This is a genomic window from Ignatzschineria rhizosphaerae (assembly GCF_022655595.1).
GTDB classification, from domain to species: Bacteria; Pseudomonadota; Gammaproteobacteria; order Cardiobacteriales; family Wohlfahrtiimonadaceae; genus Ignatzschineria; species Ignatzschineria rhizosphaerae.
This window is the reverse complement of the sequence record NZ_CP093379.1, coordinates 2,803,772-2,820,443: the sequence shown is the minus strand read 5'-3', so window position 1 is coordinate 2,820,443 and position 16,672 is coordinate 2,803,772. Positions and strand designations below refer to the sequence as shown.

At 40.1% G+C, this 16,672-nt stretch carries 23 protein-coding genes and 1 tRNA gene; 21 read left to right on the top strand and 3 right to left on the bottom strand.

The genetic code is table 11. From position 1 onward, the window contains the following. Positions 1-60: 60 nt before the first annotated feature. The gene (locus MMG00_RS12955) at positions 61-822 is read right to left on the bottom strand and encodes a tyrosine-protein phosphatase (RefSeq protein WP_242149014.1); all 762 of its coding nucleotides are present in this window, start codon (positions 820-822) and stop codon (positions 61-63) included. Between the two features lie 172 nt (positions 823-994). On the opposite strand from MMG00_RS12955, the gene MMG00_RS12950 reads away from it, so the two are divergent. Then, positions 995-1,084 (top strand) — tRNA-Leu (locus tag MMG00_RS12950). Positions 1,085-1,941: 857 nt separating this feature from the next. Here the strand turns inward: MMG00_RS12950 and MMG00_RS12945 are convergent. Further along, positions 1,942-2,934, bottom strand: a complete 993-nt coding sequence (locus tag MMG00_RS12945; protein ID WP_242149011.1) for a phage portal protein — start codon at positions 2,932-2,934, stop codon at positions 1,942-1,944. Then, positions 2,934-4,646, bottom strand: a complete 1,713-nt coding sequence (locus MMG00_RS12940; RefSeq protein WP_242149009.1) for a terminase large subunit domain-containing protein — start codon at positions 4,644-4,646, stop codon at positions 2,934-2,936. Before MMG00_RS12940 ends, MMG00_RS12945 begins: the two co-directional genes overlap by 1 nt. Positions 4,647-4,905: 259 nt before the next feature. Here MMG00_RS12940 and MMG00_RS12935 point away from each other — a divergent pair, with 259 nt between their 5' ends. The 20 genes from MMG00_RS12935 to MMG00_RS12840 all read left to right on the top strand — a co-directional run bounded on the left by MMG00_RS12935 (position 4,906) and on the right by MMG00_RS12840 (position 16,672). Then, positions 4,906-5,367 carry a GPO family capsid scaffolding protein gene (locus tag MMG00_RS12935; RefSeq protein ID WP_242149007.1) on the top strand — a complete coding sequence of 154 codons (462 nt, stop codon included), beginning with the start codon at positions 4,906-4,908 and terminating at the stop codon, positions 5,365-5,367. Between the two features lie 82 nt (positions 5,368-5,449). Next, positions 5,450-5,722: a hypothetical protein gene (locus tag MMG00_RS12930; protein WP_242149005.1), complete on the top strand. Its 273-nt coding sequence runs from the start codon at positions 5,450-5,452 to the stop codon at positions 5,720-5,722. A 48-nt stretch (positions 5,723-5,770) separates the two neighbouring features. Further along, positions 5,771-6,775: a P2 family phage major capsid protein gene (locus MMG00_RS12925; protein WP_242153489.1), complete on the top strand. Its 1,005-nt coding sequence runs from the start codon at positions 5,771-5,773 to the stop codon at positions 6,773-6,775. Beyond that, positions 6,775-7,464, top strand: coding sequence for a phage terminase small subunit (gene gpM / locus MMG00_RS12920; protein ID WP_242149002.1), 690 nt, complete (start codon positions 6,775-6,777; stop codon positions 7,462-7,464). Before MMG00_RS12925 ends, gpM begins: the two co-directional genes overlap by 1 nt. Positions 7,465-7,572: 108 nt before the next feature. After that, complete coding sequence (locus tag MMG00_RS12915; protein WP_242147807.1) at positions 7,573-8,034, top strand: head completion/stabilization protein; 462 nt, start codon at positions 7,573-7,575, stop codon at positions 8,032-8,034. After that, positions 8,034-8,252, top strand: a complete 219-nt coding sequence (locus MMG00_RS12910) for a hypothetical protein (RefSeq protein ID WP_242147809.1) — start codon at positions 8,034-8,036, stop codon at positions 8,250-8,252. The genes MMG00_RS12915 and MMG00_RS12910 overlap by 1 nt, the downstream gene beginning before the upstream one ends. After that, positions 8,243-8,794, top strand: coding sequence for a glycoside hydrolase family 108 protein (locus MMG00_RS12905; protein ID WP_242147811.1), 552 nt, complete (start codon positions 8,243-8,245; stop codon positions 8,792-8,794). The genes MMG00_RS12910 and MMG00_RS12905 overlap by 10 nt, the downstream gene beginning before the upstream one ends. Continuing rightward, positions 8,772-9,002 (top strand): hypothetical protein, encoded by a 231-nt coding sequence (locus MMG00_RS12900; RefSeq protein ID WP_242147812.1) that lies wholly within the window; start codon positions 8,772-8,774, stop codon positions 9,000-9,002. The genes MMG00_RS12905 and MMG00_RS12900 overlap by 23 nt, the downstream gene beginning before the upstream one ends. Beyond that, positions 8,999-9,352 carry a DUF2644 domain-containing protein gene (locus MMG00_RS12895; RefSeq protein WP_242147814.1) on the top strand — a complete coding sequence of 118 codons (354 nt, stop codon included), beginning with the start codon at positions 8,999-9,001 and terminating at the stop codon, positions 9,350-9,352. Before MMG00_RS12900 ends, MMG00_RS12895 begins: the two co-directional genes overlap by 4 nt. Next, positions 9,339-9,596: a DUF2681 domain-containing protein gene (locus MMG00_RS12890; protein ID WP_242147816.1), complete on the top strand. Its 258-nt coding sequence runs from the start codon at positions 9,339-9,341 to the stop codon at positions 9,594-9,596. The genes MMG00_RS12895 and MMG00_RS12890 overlap by 14 nt, the downstream gene beginning before the upstream one ends. A gap of 101 nt (positions 9,597-9,697) precedes the next feature. Further along, the gene (locus tag MMG00_RS12885) at positions 9,698-10,015 is read left to right on the top strand and encodes a hypothetical protein (RefSeq protein WP_242147819.1); all 318 of its coding nucleotides are present in this window, start codon (positions 9,698-9,700) and stop codon (positions 10,013-10,015) included. After that, positions 10,012-10,368 (top strand): phage tail protein, encoded by a 357-nt coding sequence (locus MMG00_RS12880; RefSeq protein ID WP_242147821.1) that lies wholly within the window; start codon positions 10,012-10,014, stop codon positions 10,366-10,368. The genes MMG00_RS12885 and MMG00_RS12880 overlap by 4 nt, the downstream gene beginning before the upstream one ends. Then, the gene (locus MMG00_RS12875) at positions 10,349-10,822 is read left to right on the top strand and encodes a phage virion morphogenesis protein (RefSeq protein ID WP_242147823.1); all 474 of its coding nucleotides are present in this window, start codon (positions 10,349-10,351) and stop codon (positions 10,820-10,822) included. Before MMG00_RS12880 ends, MMG00_RS12875 begins: the two co-directional genes overlap by 20 nt. Before the next feature lie 2 nt (positions 10,823-10,824). Next, the gene (locus MMG00_RS12870) at positions 10,825-11,520 is read left to right on the top strand and encodes a hypothetical protein (protein ID WP_242147825.1); all 696 of its coding nucleotides are present in this window, start codon (positions 10,825-10,827) and stop codon (positions 11,518-11,520) included. Positions 11,521-11,522: 2 nt separating this feature from the next. Further along, complete coding sequence (locus MMG00_RS12865; RefSeq protein WP_242147827.1) at positions 11,523-11,852, top strand: GPW/gp25 family protein; 330 nt, start codon at positions 11,523-11,525, stop codon at positions 11,850-11,852. Then, positions 11,852-12,754 (top strand): baseplate assembly protein, encoded by a 903-nt coding sequence (locus MMG00_RS12860; RefSeq protein WP_242147829.1) that lies wholly within the window; start codon positions 11,852-11,854, stop codon positions 12,752-12,754. Before MMG00_RS12865 ends, MMG00_RS12860 begins: the two co-directional genes overlap by 1 nt. Beyond that, positions 12,754-13,275 (top strand): phage tail protein I, encoded by a 522-nt coding sequence (locus tag MMG00_RS12855; RefSeq protein ID WP_242147831.1) that lies wholly within the window; start codon positions 12,754-12,756, stop codon positions 13,273-13,275. Before MMG00_RS12860 ends, MMG00_RS12855 begins: the two co-directional genes overlap by 1 nt. After that, complete coding sequence (locus MMG00_RS12850; protein WP_242149000.1) at positions 13,276-15,342, top strand: hypothetical protein; 2,067 nt, start codon at positions 13,276-13,278, stop codon at positions 15,340-15,342. Beyond that, positions 15,339-15,497: a hypothetical protein gene (locus MMG00_RS12845; RefSeq protein ID WP_242148998.1), complete on the top strand. Its 159-nt coding sequence runs from the start codon at positions 15,339-15,341 to the stop codon at positions 15,495-15,497. The genes MMG00_RS12850 and MMG00_RS12845 overlap by 4 nt, the downstream gene beginning before the upstream one ends. Continuing rightward, entirely contained in the window at positions 15,497-16,672 is a 1,176-nt protein-coding gene (locus tag MMG00_RS12840) for a phage tail sheath subtilisin-like domain-containing protein (RefSeq protein WP_242148996.1), read from the top strand. Before MMG00_RS12845 ends, MMG00_RS12840 begins: the two co-directional genes overlap by 1 nt.

Genomic DNA, 16,672 nt, shown 5'->3' with positions numbered 1-16,672 from the left:
GGATAGAACGATTCTTACGCTTCTCACAACCAAAGTACAGGCAATCTGACTCCATGACCTTTAAGACAATAAACGCGCCTTTAAAGCATTGGTATCGACAAGTAGTGTTTTCTCCACATAAGATAAAACGCCGCCATATTCCTTTATTAAAAAACGATCTAATGTATCTAAATAACTTGCATCAACATAACGGACCTTTTGAAAAACCTTTGCTAACTCATCTGTCATTTTAGGATCACTATTATGCTTTACCCGATGATTAGCAAACAACTCATGTAATGATTCGGCGTATTGATTCGATTGAAGGTAGTTATCCATAATATCATCATAATGCACCCCTAATGCCGACAAGATAAGGTAACTCATCACTCCCGTTCGATCCTTTCCGGCACTACAATGATAAATGACTCGTTCGTTATCCAATAGAGCATCAAAAACTGTTTTAAACTGCATCTGTCCATGGGTTGGAAACTCTTGATACATCTTAATAAAAAGCGCATCAATATCCTCTGTTTTTAACGATCCTAGAGCTTGGACTTGATCATCACTAAAGAAATTCCCAACGCCAATTGGTTTAGGTTGATAAGTAATTGAATCTAGCGCTAGTAGAATATCTTCTCCGTGCTTTTCTCCATCTGTACGAAAATCAACAACAACATCTGGTGCAAGCGTTGCGAGATTATCTAAATCCTTAGAAGTCGCAAAATCCAATAACGCACTACGATAAACATGCCCTTCTTTCACCACAGCATTATCTTGCGTTTTTAGACCGGCAAGATCTCGAAAGTTGACAATTTTTTCAAAAAAAATAGTTTTACTCATCCTGTAGAAATCCCCTAACTACATTCAATTCAAGATTCTATCGTATCATGATTTGAATATTTCATATCAAAAGCCCACAAGTCTCAAAAAACATTGTCTCATTTTCGCTCACCTGTTGCTTTTTTAAATCGACTTGTGTAATATTCTACTTCTACTAAGCAACACACTCAATGCCTGGGTGGCGAAATTGGTAGACGCAGCAGACTTAAAATCTGCCGACCCTTTTACGGTCGTGCCGGTTCGATTCCGGCCCTAGGCACCATTACAAAGTCTTAAAGCCCGCTATTTAGCGGGCTTTTTGCTATCTATAAAAGCTCTTGGCGAAAAAAATGGCGAAAACGCTTCCCCTTTTATAACCGCTGATAACTGTACTTCACCCAAAAATAGCACAATTATTATGCACTTTTAAAAGAATCTCCACGGCTCACTACGGTGAGCTTTTTTATTGCCTCGATAAAACAGTTGTTGCGATAATCGCAATAACTAAAAGCAGTTATGGTCATTACCCCCACAACTGGATTCAACTATGGGCATTATCACCACAGTTGAGAATAGATCCAATAGCAGTCTACTTGCGCCGTCACCTCGCCGCCCTCGCCGATGGTTTGTACCCTGTTTTTCCAAGCTCCAATCATATCGCTAGAAGCGCCGATACTGGCTGTTCCTTGCTTTTATCCTTTACGAGCTATTACAAGTATTACATTTTGCTTTTTTAGGTCTTTTTAGGCACTTTTAGAAGTTGATTCATTTTATTAAAAGTAAGATTGATTGATAAATTAATGAACAGATATAGGTATATATCTCTATATATTAAAAGCGGTGGGGCAGTGTCGGAAAGGCGTGATTTCTGTTACCTAAAAAATAAACCATGTGTAATGATACTGATTGCAACGTGTTTAAGAGATTCTATATTTGTGATTTATTTGTGATTTGATGTGATTAGGTAACGTGTCTAAATGATGATTATTGAATACTAATAAACACTTACACATCAATAACTTATCATTAAAGTGTAACTTTAATCACATCGAATCACGCATATAGTGTTACCGATTTAAGCCGATAGTATCAATGCTTTTGAAAGACTCACTAATAAATCACGCTCTTGCGACGACCACCCTATATATCTTCTTTTTTAGAATATTCTCTAAATACGAAAGCTTTCACGCCTAAATCATCGTTCAAATCTTCTAATTCACTAAAGATCGGTAGCATTTCATTGTTGTAGAACGTCTCCAAATACTCTTCTGGCTTCCCAAACCCACCAGCATTCTCTGGTGCGATACCCATGAATATAGGCGGTACACGGTGAATTGCGTTAATATCCCGATCTGTCGCTCTTTTGATGAGATTAAATTCATCTTTTGCACCAATATCTGCAATTGGTATCAGCTGCACACTCTCTTTATTACCTTCAGGCATATTAATCAGCAGATTTTTAAAGTTTCCATCACCTTTTGATTGGCTTAATGTTGTTTTAATATCATCAAAAAGATCATCACTAATCTTGCCATTAACTGACAAAATAAACCCTGCATGTGAGCCATTTTTATAATAGCGAATGCGAAAGGCCGTTGCATTTTGATTCAAGCTTACAGATGGCAAAGCTGAGAGGTAATCAGGCTTACCGTAGATCGTTTGCGATGGATCATAGTTCTTTTGAATCAGTACATCAGGAAAATACATCGGTTCATTAAGCTCTGCAGGATTCACCAAATATGCCCCACCTTGCTTACCTACTCGCATATAAAAGGAAGGTAGATGAGAAAGCGATAAGACGTTTCCTAATCGAGCTTTGTTAATTGCTAAATAAGCATGGCCAAAGATCATATAATCATAGAAGAACTTCTTAAACTCAGACTTTCTTAAATATGAATTAGATTCAAAATAAGAGGTAGCAAAGCGAGTCTTAAAGTTTAAGCTCGTTTCATGAAGCGCAGCACCCATACTTGCAAGATGAAGCTTCCAATAATTGTATGGTTGTCTGTAATAAAGCTCATGACCACCATCCCATTGAAAACCTAACATCTCATAGATATTTTGCTCTGTGACTTCTTCATTAATACCAAATGTAATGATTTGGCCTTCATCTTCTTTACGTTTATTTGTCATTATAAAACGCCTCCACGTCCTTCTTGTTGGTGAGTTTCACCTGTAATATCTTCATAAAATCCAATTCCATACATCGTTGACCAACCATAGTCGCCATGCGCATTTGCCTGTGACCTTGATGTTTCAATAACGACTGAATCAGCTCTTGTTGTTGCGAGCGATATCGCCATAAAGCACTCAAAAAGATCAGTCCAATCAATCGGGAATTTCACTCTGTTTTGTCTAAATAGCCCTTGCATTTGAGTTACCAATAAATATTTAAGCTGAGATGTTCCCTGCTTCCCTGTCGTGTTATGGAAAAATGCTTTCACTAATGGATAGACTGCAGCACCAATTGCAGTTGTATCGATACCGATATGTACAACATTAAAACGCTCTGTCAGCTTCTCTATCTCTTTTGCTTGCTCTTCAAATTTGTTGCCAAAGAAATTGTACTTTTCGAGTACTCGATAGAATGGGTATTCAGGTGTTGGTAACGCAATCACCACAACGGCACTCGCATCTTTTTTAAGTGCTGGATCATATCCAAGAATGACAGGACGATCTTCATACGGCCTCTTTAAGTGCTCGTTATAATCGAACCACTCACTAAATGCCGGCACCATGTTTCGCATGATTGTTGCAGCATCAAAGAGTGAATTACTCTTTTTAAGCCACTCAGCCATATACAAGAAATGATAGTTATCAGGGAATAACTGTTTAAGCTGATCAATATCAATAAGCTCATTACCACCGGCAACGGCATCTTCAACCGTGATAGTTTTACGATAAGTATGATCATCACAGAGAATCCCTTTTTGTGTCTGTTTCTTCGTAAATTTAACACCAGCTTTATTACTTTCTGTAATCCCTTTCCAGGCATTATGAGATGGATGCGATGCCATACTTGGTGTGGAGCTCATCACAATGGTGTATTGCTTTAGCGTTGCACATGCTTTCACTACTTCAGTGAGCAAATCAAAGTTGAGCATCCATGCGTACTCATCAACTGTTACATCCCCAGAATATCCCTGTGCCGTCGCAAAGTTTGTCGCTAAGAAATAAATCTTTGCACCATTAGGCAATTCAATATCTTCAACACCCGATAATTCAATACCAGTGTGTTCTTTCACGAATCGCTTAATATAATCACGAGCTTGGAAAGCTTGCTTCTGTGACGCTGAGATATAAATCTGATCATGCTTTAAGTTCACTGCACGTACTAAACAGCGCCCTATCGCCAATGACCAAGTAAGGCCTGTTTGACGGCCTTTCAACAGCATTGAGATTTTGTGCTTTGCAGATTCTTTTAAAAAATCTTTCTGATACTTGAATCCTGCCCCTTCCCAAGCCTCATTAATAATTTCCGCAAACTCTTCTGGCGAAATATTTTTAGCAGTTCTTTTCTTTTTCTTCTTACCACCGCCGGCATCTTCATCTTTAGGAAAGAAGAGATCCTGTAAATGCCTTTTAAGCTGATCTAACTCTTTATAGTCAGCATTGCTCTTATTCTCTTTATAAATGAGCATCAAATAACGTGTTTCAACACCATTTTGTAAGCGTTGAAATGTCGTTGCACTATCCCATTTTCGATTAGTTTTCCACGCTGAAACCGTGCTCACAGGTCTTTCCAACCTTGTTGCAATATCGGTTAAAGTCCAGCCCGCAAAGTAAAGAATCCTTGCCTGATCTTCTTCTGGAATAGTTAAAGGGGGGAGAGTTATTTGAGCCATGACACCTGTGTTAATCAGCTATTTATCAGGCTCTTAGTGTCGTTCTTCTAATTAAATAGCGCGAGTTATCGCCCCTTGTATTATTTCGTCTAATTTTCTTTGAAATCAAGCTATCCATGAGAGATTCAAGAGATTTTCATAGCAAATAATGTAAGGCGTAACAGCTCGCATAAAAAAGTGGTCTTAGCGATGATGAAGTCCTTTAACGAACAACCAGATCTTAGTGCGCAAAATTAATATTTATTTGGAGAAAGAACTCATGAGTGAAGCAATTCGACATGGACTTAAAAAAACCGGATGGTTTCGAGTCGCCGTGTCAGGTGAAACTGTTGATGGAAGAGTCATCACAGCACAAGAAATCATTGAAATGGCAGAAACATATGACCCTGAAGTATATGGCGCACGCATCAACTTAGATCATATTCGCGGTTGGTATATTGATTCAGAATTTAAAATGTATGGTGATGTCTTTAGTGTTAAATCCGAAGAAATTACTCTTTTCGGAGAAAAACGCCAAGCTTTATATGTCCAACTTGGTGTTTCTCAGGATTTAGTAGCTATCAATAAGAAAGGGCAAAAAATCTACTCATCAATTGAAATGAATCGAAATTTTGCTGGCAAAGGAAAAGCCTACCTTGTAGGTCTTGCTTGTACTGATAATCCTGCAAGCTTAGGAACTGACGTTCTACAATTTTCTGCCCTATTCGTGTTGAAACATTAAAACCGATCCACACGAAGCTGATTTCTCATTTAGTGAAGATGAAGAAACCACAGAAGAGAAAAAATTCTCTATTAAAAGATTTGTGGCGGATCTCTTTAAAGAGAAGGCATCCGAAACTTTCAATCAAGAGGATCTCGAAGGAGCATTTTCAGAGATTGCAAAAGTATTTGATGAGCGAGAAGAATCTTTAAATTCTAAGTTTAAAACTCAGCAAACAGCATTTGAAGAACTTCGCACTGAGTTCAACACACTCAAGGAAAAGCTCTCAAAAGAGCCGGCAAAAACCCAAACATTTACCCCTGTCGTGCAGTTAGAGAATCCTAACAGTGACGGCTTCGGCAAAACAGAATATTAGGAGCACAACACATGAGAGTTTTTATTAAATTCAACCGCCGAATCTGGCATCTCAGCATTCTTTAAGAGTCAAGCAGAGCATAACAATGTCTCTTTTGAGTTTGTTGCTGAAGGAAATGCCTTTTCAGTTATTCCAAGCGTTGAACATCGCTGGATTACCGGATTACAAGATGCATCTCCGTTTCTTAAGCGTATCACAATGTCAACTTGTGATGAAATGATCGTGAATGACCTCAATTATGAAGCTGGCGGTATTGTTTCAGGTCGTACTGATACAACTAAAAATGATCGAAAAACAAAAGAAATGGGCACAGTCAAAGGGGTGAAATATGAATGTGTCGTGATCGATCACGATACGCATATTAAATTCAGCGATCTCAATCGTTGGTCTACTACAGATCGCAATAAATTTTTAGATCGTATCAATGAGCGCCGACGCACGTCAAAAATGAACGATATCGTCATGATCGGTTGGCATGGTATTAAAGCCGCTGATGAGACTGATCCAACAAAGAATCCTCTAGGTGAGGATGTAGCTATCGGCTGGCTTCAGCATGTACGTACAAATAAACCTACGAATGTATTGAAAGATGCAATTACGATCGGAAAAAGCGGTGACTACGCAAACCTTGATGCATTAGTCATTGGTCTTAAAGCTCAAATCCCGATGTATAAACGTAAAGATCTCGTTGTTTTGGCTTCTAGTGATTTAGTTGATGCGAGAAGCATGGGCTTAGCTGAAACAGCTGATGTCAGTGAAACAGCAGGAAAAAAAGTAGGCTTAGCAGCAACTTATCTATCCAATGGAGATGAAGTCTTAACCCCTGATTACTTCCCTGAAAAAACAGTGATTGTCACAAACCTCGCAAACTTGCATCACTTAACAAAAAAAGGCAGTACTAATATTCACCCAAACGTAAATAGCGCTCGCTCACAGTTAGAACTTTTCAACCAAGCGCTTGAAACATACGCCATCGGTGATTATGAGCAAATCATTATCGCTGAAAACGTCACTGTTGCGGTTCCTTTGGATGAAGCAAACGGAGGTGAATAATGCCCCATCGCATTAAAAAAATGCGAGAAGCGATTGCAGCACAAACCAGTGCTGCAGTAGCTGAAACGCAGAGCACAAATCCGATTCTCGCAGAACTTGAAGGGAATCTCCGTGGTGACATTCTAGAAATGAAAAGCATGGAATCAATGCAACACAGACACTTTGCGAAGAAATATAAAGTACCAAAATACATGCATTATGTTTCAGGGATTGTTGCTCAAGATGTTGCAGTTAATGATCCCATCACTCGCATGATGCTCGTCTGGTCTGCTGATGCAATGCTCATTGATGAGTTTATACAGATTGCAAGATACATGGTGAAGTTTGATATTCCAATGCCTGAAGGATTTAAGGTGTCGGTTCAGACATTTATCACTGATTCAGCAAAAACAATGACAGCACATGATGGTAATGACCAATTTAAAGCAATTACAGCAACCCAAGCTGAAGAGATTTACCAAATCATTGCAAGCATTGAAGCGCCAGAACAACAACCGAATGATCAGTCTTATGCAAAGTTCTTAAGAGAACTAGGTAAAAAAGTAGAAGCACTGAAGTCAAAGGCAAGCTTCCAGCGAGCGAAGGAATACTACGAAAAAGCGCTCGAACTTGATCAAAAGGTTGGTGCTAAGAATGACTTAGAGCGTGTTAACAAGCAATTAAATGATTCTGAAAAAGTACCTAAATAATTTTTATGGCACCGCGCCTCCAAGGGGGCTTGCGTGATAAAGCGTTGATGGTTCATACACTTTAGATACGCATCTACCCCCTTACCTAATTTTATAAGTGAGTGAGATATGAGTGGTTTAACAGCAATAACAGAGAGTAAAAAAGTTGGAGAAGTGAATTACATCAGCTTCTGGCCGTCTATTACTGTTGCTGAATTACACAAAGATTATCGCCTTTACTCAGCAATTACGGATGAGCAAAGCTTAAAAGCTTTAGAAATAGCGTACATCACGGTTACTGATGCTTTAGATGAATATGCAGAAGCCAAAGAGCGTGAAGGTATTGCAAAACTCGAAGAGTTACCGAGTGAACGTGAGCGTTCACGTCAAGTCAGACTATTTAAAGAAGCGGTCTATTCACTTGCAAAGCAGAAGATTAACGAAGAGTACATTGATGTTGATCTTGCAAGAAAGCCAGGGCAAGACGTTAAAGCAGCAACTAATGATTCAACGCTCACACTAAATGCCAATTACAACATGGCAATCCGCAGATTCTTAGGCCAGTCAGCCTCTCTTGTGGCGTTAGTGTAATGACAATTGTTAATCGCACTATTGAAGCAAATGGCTTTGAAACACTTGATGGATGCTTATATCGCAATGAGATTAGCACAGCGTTATTAGAAGCAGTACTTACGCATGAAAAAAACCGGCATCTAGCAACACTGCCAACAACATTGCCAGTGAGAACTAAGATTTATGTACCTCATAACAGAGTACAAAAAAAGGAGATAAAGCAGCTATGGGATTAAATTTGGATAAATACCAGGAAGCACGATTCCAAGCTTTCACAGATGAAGTTATTCGTATTGAAGGCGGCCATGTTAATGACCCTGATGATCCAGGGGGCGAAACAAACTACGGCATTGCCAAACGCTTAGCAGAAGCTCATGGCTATAAAGGAAGAATGATCGATCTTACCAAAGCTGAGGCGAAAGAGATTTACCGCAAGGCGTTTTGGAATGATTCACTTGCTTCAAACATCATGAATGATGCTGCTTTTAATATCTATCTGCTCTCAATTCATTCTGGCCATAAGCAAACAACGCTAATTCTACAACGTGCGGTTGGTGTAACAGATGATGGGGTGATTGGTGCTAATACGTTAAATGCGATCTCAAACGCTTCTGAAGCATTACTCATTGAAGCGCTCTGTTACAGAACATTAGATTTTTACGTCATTATCTCCCCTAAAACTCAATACAAGTATATCCAAGGGTGGCGCAATCGCTTATTAGCAAGTCGCCGTATCAACTGGAAGGAGCGTATCAATGAATATGAAAGATTACTTTAGAGCCATTTTAATGACATTCGCATTGGCAACCGTTGCGATCGTCGTCTCAGCTTGTAGCAATCCTCGTCCAGATATCAATTACGGCGAAAAAGCAGAATCAGGCTATTGCGAAAGCTACGAGATGAAAGAGATCTTACCGAGTGACAGCAATGATGAGCGACTTAAAAAGCTTCGTGAAAACACTTATTTTCAAGGAGTTTGTTCATGAAAGTAAATGTATTGGAGTGCTTAAAGAATAGTAATGAGCGCATTGATAGCAATAAAACTCTGGCCTTTTTTGGTGCGATTATCGGGGCTATCGTTCTCATTATCTTAGCAATCAAAGGACATCCTGGCATTGAATGGCTCTTTGGAACATTCCTTTTAGCTACATTGGGGCAATTACCTAGTAAGGGATTGAACGAATTAGGCAGATTGAAGGTTGAAAGATCAAACCCTCAAACCTTTAGGTTAGAAGGCAATATTACGGATCAACAAAAAGAAGAGATTCGTAAGCATGTCCATGATTCATATCCCAATAAACCCACCAATATGAGTAAACCCCGTGAAGAATATTAAGCAGCTTCTAGGTTTTGTTTTAAGTGCCCTGTCATTCGTCTTCTATCTTCTTTTGCAACGAGAGCAATCCAAACGTGAATCTGTCGAAAAAGAGCTGGAAGCAAGCAAAATGCAAAACAGTGCAGCTAAGGAAACACTAAAAGCAATTGAGGTGAAAAAAGATGTGGAAAATCGCAATAAGCGTGACCCTCGCGATACTGATGAGCGCTTGCACGACAAAGGTTATCTACGAGACAAACCCTGATCTATGCCTGCTTTTCGATATCCATTACGTATCTGAAAAGGATACTGAAGAAACGAAACTGCAGGAAGAAAACTATAACGATTTATATAAAAGAGTATGCAATGACACAAGTAGCACAAACAACAAACGCAGTAATTGATAAACGAATGCTAAAAGTGGTAATTGGCATTTTAACATTCGTGATTGGGGTTCTTGTTACGATCGGCTCGGCACATCTTACTAGTCAATCAGGACAAATCGGCTCATTAACGGCAGCAGTCAATGAGTCAGTGATTCAACAACGTGAAATTTTCGTAAAGATTGAAAACGTGGATCGACATTTGATGCGATCAGATCAATCAACGCAAGCACTGGAACGGCGCATGAATAGCTTAGAAATCAAGGTTGAGCGCATTGATGAAAAAGTGAGTACAAAATGATTAATGGACTTAAAAAGCTAGTTGAGAAATATGTAAAAGACCCAGCATCTGTCGAGATCTGGATAGATGAAGGTAGCGTTGAACAGGAATATTTTTCTCTTTATCTCAAAGAATTAGTTGTCATTAATCTAACAAACATGATCAAGCCCTACCCTTCTGTATTAGGTGCGATTCGTGTTTGGTACGAAGAGAACAATGGTGGCTTAACAGAGGATGAACTTAAAAAAGGTATGAATTTTGATGTTGAAGTCATCAAAGAAAATGATGCTTTTATGCAAGTACGCCTCAAAGTCAGAAACCGCTACATCATGAAAGATGATGAAGGAATGATAGATGCAATTCACTGTCCATGATCAAGAGTTAAATGATGAACTCTCTGCTCTTATGCGAAATGTAAAACCTAGTGCCAGAAGAAAAATGGCAAAGGTTATTGCGATGAGAATTCGTGGAAACCGAGCTGGCCAGATTAAAAAGAATGTTGATCCAGACTTCAACAAGTTTGCCCCAAGAAGGCCGCAGAAGAACAAAAATGCACCAAAAGGGCTGATGTTTAAAAAGCTTAGTAGAAAAGCCAAGCGCTTAATGTTTATTGAAAATAGTGCAGAAGAAGCAATGGTCGGTTTTCGGGGTAAAAATATTCACATATTAGAAACCCACCAGGAAGGGGGAGAAGCAACAGTTAACAAACTCGGTTTAAAAGTGAGATACCCCGAGCGCAGGTTATTAGGAATCGGTAAAACTGAAAGAATCATCGTAAGAGACGAAATTACCAAAGCTCTTGCAGATAAAACTAGTTTGGAGTCATAAGCATGTTACCAACAGATGTGGAAAGAAGATTATCGGAGCTGATACAAGTTCAAGAAATCATTGGAATTAAACGTGAGAACGGCCAGATTCTTGTGCAAGCTTCGATGGGCGGTGATCACAAATCACCATGGATGCCCTATTCTCTTCCATTTATGGGGAATACAGCGATCTTTGCTTATCCAAAGATTGGCATGGGTGGTCTTGTTGTTAGCGAGTCTGGTGAGAATGAAGTTAATCGCTTTCTATGCCTCTATGACATCGCGAATATCTTCGGGGGGCTTGGTGAAACAGATTTTAAAATCCTTTTTCATAATGGTGACTCAATTCATCATGCCGGCAATAACTTACAAATAAATGTGAGCAATGAAACAGTTATTAATTCACAAGCTAAAACAGTAGTGAACTCACAAGAGATCATTACAAACAGCGACAGAATCACGCTTAATGCAAGCTCACAAGCAATCATTAAGTCACCGATTATTAACTTGAATGGCAATGTCTTTATCAGTGGTGGATTATCTGCCGGCGGTGGAATGGGCAGATCATCATTACAAGCAGTATTTAATTACCCAGTCGTTTTCAACAATACGGCAAGGTTTAACGCACCCGCTTACAGCGTTGAAATGATTGTAAACGGCATCCCACTCACAACCCACAAACATGACACGCCAGAAGGCATGTCAGATGTAATGGAGTAAACATGATCGATAGAAATACAGGTTTACCCATTTCTGAGAATGAACACATCATTCAATCACTCTTAGATATTGCGACAACAGCGATAGGTACAAGAGTGATGAGAAGAGATTACGGCACGATCTTAGTACCCAAGATCGATGCCCCAATGAATGCCGAATATCGAATGCTTTTAATGAGCTCATTGATGATGGCATTTACACAATATGAACCACGCATTGAGATACGCAGAATCAACTTGAAAATTGATATGCCTGGGCATCCGAAAATTGAGATCGAAGCAGTCAAAAAAGAGACGAATGACACATTTACTTTTGAGAGGGAGATTAAATAATGCAATTTAAAGCCAGTCAATATCTTGTTGATCTTCCTGAACCTACTGTTTTTAAAGTCATTGATTTTGAGAAAGAGCTCGAAGAGATCACTGCTAATTTTGTGAGTAGACATCCGAGCTATCAAGAGATCGTGCTTGAGAGTGATCCGCTTAAAAAAGCATTCGAGTCCTGGGCTTATGATCGCATCAATATGAAGAATGCATATAACGAAGATTTAAAGCAATCGATGCTCAAATATGCAACGCACAATAATCTTGATGTATTAGCCGCAAACCTGCTGATCTATCGCCGAGTGTTAGTGCCGGCAGATGACACAACGAACCCGCCAAGGCCTGCGGTGCTTGAAGATGATGAGAGCTTACGTTTTCGGGCACAAACTGCAGACCGACTAGCACAAGTAGCAGGTCCCAAATCGGGATATGAGCGTTTAGCGATTGAAGCAAGTGAAGAAGTCAAAGAGTCGTTTGTGATGTTACCAACACCCGTGCCGGGAGAAGTGCATCTTTATATTCGTTCTAGAAAAGGAAATGGCCAAGCGAATAAGACACTGATTAAACAGGTTAATGACTTCATCACACCAGATGATAAAAGGCCGCTTAATGACAAGCTTATTGTGAGAAGTGGCAAGATTCACGAAGTAACCATTGAACTCATTGCGACTTATTACAACGGCTATTTTGAAGAGTCAGTGAATAAAGCAGTGAAAGAAGCGCTGCTAAAACTGAATGATCGATTGAGCTTTGGCGATCCGCTTACTTACAACTTAATTCATGCAACTGCACGAGTCCCTGGTATTCAGAATATTGAAATTACAATGCCAAAAAGTGATGTGATGCCAGAACCTTTTGCCTACATCGTCATTAAAGATGTCGTTGTTACAAGAAAAGCGGAGGAATCGTAATGCCGAATAACATTCAGCAACAATCGTTATTGCCGCGGACATCAACACAGTTTGAGATCGATCTTGAACAGACCGGCTTTTTTGCGAATCGTCCGCCGGAAGATTTCAAGTTTCAGTGGATCTGGAACCCATGGTTTTGTCCGGTTGATCTGCTTCCTTGGCTAGCTTGGTCACTCGACGTTGATGAATTTAATCACGACTGGCCAATACAAAGAAAACGAGAAGTGATTGCTGCAGCACCGTTAATCAATCGAAAGAAAGGCACGATTGAATCGATGCGAAGAGTCATAAGAGCAGCAGGACTTGGAGAGATGACATTTGTCGAAAACTCAGGGCATTGGGCGGAATATGATGTGACTTTTGAGAACCATTTCACGATTGATCAATACAACAATGCCGTCAATCTTCTCTATTACACAAGTTCAGCACGTAACAAGCTCAGAATAGTGAAGTATGAGCAGACTTTACTTTATAACAACAAAGCGCTGTATAACGGCGAGTACTTATACGGGAGTTTATAGATGATTGAAACAGCAAGAAAAGAAGATCTCTTCTTAGATAAAAAGCTGATCATTCCAGAAAATAAGCTTGATGCTATCCGCATTATGGCTCGATTACATCCTGTTGTGGGTGATCAGCCAACTCATGAAAAGGATCAGCCTAATACCAATAATCCGATCTTGGATCTTGCTTGTACGATTGCAAATATCCATGAGATGGGAATCGGGGTTCATGCTGATTTAAGAAAAATACAAAATGAACTACCCGAGTATTACTTTGGGAAAGGCTTTATGTCAGGAATTTCAAGCCTTAAGGGCAATGGGATTCTCGCAGTATTTGGTCAATGGCGTGATGCTTCCGGTAAATATGCCATTAAGCAGTTCTATTATACAGACAAAGAGATCAGTTATCGTAATGCGCTTGATGCAAAAACATGGAGCGGCTGGATTGATATCCTTACAAGTAATAGCTCCCTTGATTACAACAAAATTTTGAATGTGCCAATTACATCAACGCTCAGCGATGATAAGACGAAGATTGCATCGATCTTTGCAGTCAATAATGTGAATCGTGCGGCTGTAAATGCACAGAAGACAGCGAATACTGCGAATGCTAATGCAGTTGATGCGATGAATGAAGCATTGAAGAAAATGGATCTTTATTCTTTTGGGCTTGGCTCTATTACTAATGCCCCACCATTATCTGTTGAATATGATGCAAGTCAGAGAATTGCTAACGGGTTTTATAGAGTTGCAGGAGGGGCGACAGGATTCCCTAGCTGGAAGTCATCTGGTGATTCTTTAGTGACCGCGGGGTGGGGCGGAACTTATTGGTCATCACTTCATTTAAGTACCGATAATCGTTTAGCAATGATCAGTTCTAAGAATGGAGTAATTTCTGAGTGGGCTGAGTTTTACTCAACATCTAATACGAAATCTATTAAGGGTTTTTTAAGAGCTAATGGGAAACTCATTCCTTTAACTGAAGATCAGTTAACAAGTTCGTTAGGCGATTATAGAGATAGAGCCGCATCTATTTATGTCGTTAATCAACTTAATCGTGATGTTGTCATCGCTCAGAAAACTGCAAATACAGCTAATGCCAATGCAGTTGAGGCTATGAATGTAGCACAGAAAAAAGTGCTTCCCGAAGATGTTGCTTCAGAATATTTGAAAACTAAAGGAAGCTATCTATTTACAGGATCAGCGGATGATCTTGAAGTAGGGTCTATTGGTCTATACGGCGCCCATATTTCAACAAATCTAACAACAAACTTACCTTTTTCTGGCTATAACTGGGTTGAAACATCTTTGATTTATAGAGGGGGCGATAGAAGAAAACAGACAGCTATCGCTTATACAGAACCTCGCAGAGCGCTTAGAGTTATGAGTGCTAACGGTGTATATGGTGAGTGGGCTGAAGAATGGACTACTTATAACACTACTAATATAAAAGGTTTTCTTAGAGTTAGTGGAAATTTAATCCCACTCACAACCGATCAGCTTAACTCGGATCTTAAAGTTAACAGATCAGATCTCGTTGCTAGTGCTAAATCAGCATATGACGCAAACATCAACGCATTACTCGGAGTCAGTAAAGCGGAGGATGCACAGAAAACTGCCGACACTGGAGTAGCAAATGCGAAAACTGCACAAGCAAGAGCCGATGCCGCATTCACACGAGTCAAGCCAATTACCGAAGGTGGTCATGGCGCTACGACTGCAGCGCTAGGCCGTAAAAATATGGGGCATGGTGATGCTTCTACGCGAAATGTTGCAGCAAGCATGGGGTCAAATGGTAATACGCTTGTGCCTTTGAGTTTACTGCAGGGGCAGACACTTGGACATAATCAAAAGTGGTATGACGTTACAAAAGAGCGGGAATACGACACTGAGTATGTTAACGACACAGGCAGATTGATTTTTATCATCATTGATACGGCTAATCAAAACGAATTTTTTATAGATGGTGTGAAAGTCGGCTTTCATGCGCAATACGGATTGTACTTACCCATTCCGCCGGGAAGTATTTGTGTCTTAAAAAATGTCCATGGCGGAGTCATTCAATATTGGGGAGAACTCAAATGATCGTAATTAGAGAATTTCGGAAAGGCAATCGCCGATTTGAAAAAGGGGAGCATTACACAGAGAAAGATGCTCAAAAATGGGTTGATGCGGGCTTTGTTGAAGATACCGCTAAAACGGAAATAGCAACGAAAACAGCGAAGAAGGATGCTAAATAATGAGTACAGAATACAACCACGGTGTCAGTCTGCAGATTAATGAGCACGGCTATACCCCAATGCCATTTGTGGCCACATCAACAATTGGGCTTCTTGCAACGGCAGATGATGCTGATATTGAAGCTTTCCCACTTAACCAAGCCGTTTTAGTGACGAATATCCCAGAAGCGATCGGCAAAGCCGGTGCAACTGGAACACTCAAAGAAGCGCTTCAAGACATCTATAAAGAAGCATCAACCGCAATCATCGTGATTCGTGTTGAGGAAGGTGTTGACGAAAAGGGCACGATTGCAAACGTGATGGGCGACATCAAAGATGATAAACGCACAGGCTTAGAGGTTTTTGAGCTTGCACAGCAACAATGCGGTGTTCAGCCTAAAATCTTCATTTGCCCGAAGTATGACACAACGCCAAGCGTTCGCCTGAAGCTTGCGAATATCGCTGAGAAAGCACTCGGCTTTGCTTATGTCTCTTTTGATGAAAGCGCAACGATCTCTGAGGCTTTAAAAGCCCGTGAAGGATTCTCCAGTGCTTATGCTATGCCTGTTTTCAACAATGGATTAGCGTATAACACTGAGCTAAAAGCAGATACTGAGCGCTATTCAGTTGCACAGCTTGCTGGGCTTCGTGCTCGGTTAGATCAAGAAAAAGGATGGCACTGGTCACTCTCAAACAATCTTCTTAAAGAAGTTGTGGGCACGACTAAAGAAGTCACTTTTAAAGCAGTCAATGGTTATGGTACCGGTGCAAATACGTTGAACGAAAAGGGAGTCTCGGTTTTTGTTCGCGATGATGGGGGTATCAAAATTTGGGGTAATAGAACAGCATCTAAGCCTGATTCTTCCCTCTTCTTTGAAGTCTACACACGTACCAATAACTTTTTAGCTGAAGAAGCCGCAGAGTATCTACGACGTTCAATGCAAGATAAACCGCTTACTAAAGCGATTATGGAAGATTTCCGCTTGAATTATAACAACCGTTTATCTGATCACAAACGAGCTGGCCGTATCCTTGGTGGTGAGATTATTCTCCACCCTAAGAAGAACGGTAAGGACGATCTGATGAATGGTAAACCTGCATGGGAACTGAAATTTACCCCTGTTCCACCTGCAGAAAATCCATCTCTTGAAGTCACGCTTACAAGTGATTTCATCAACGAAATTGCGGGAGTATAA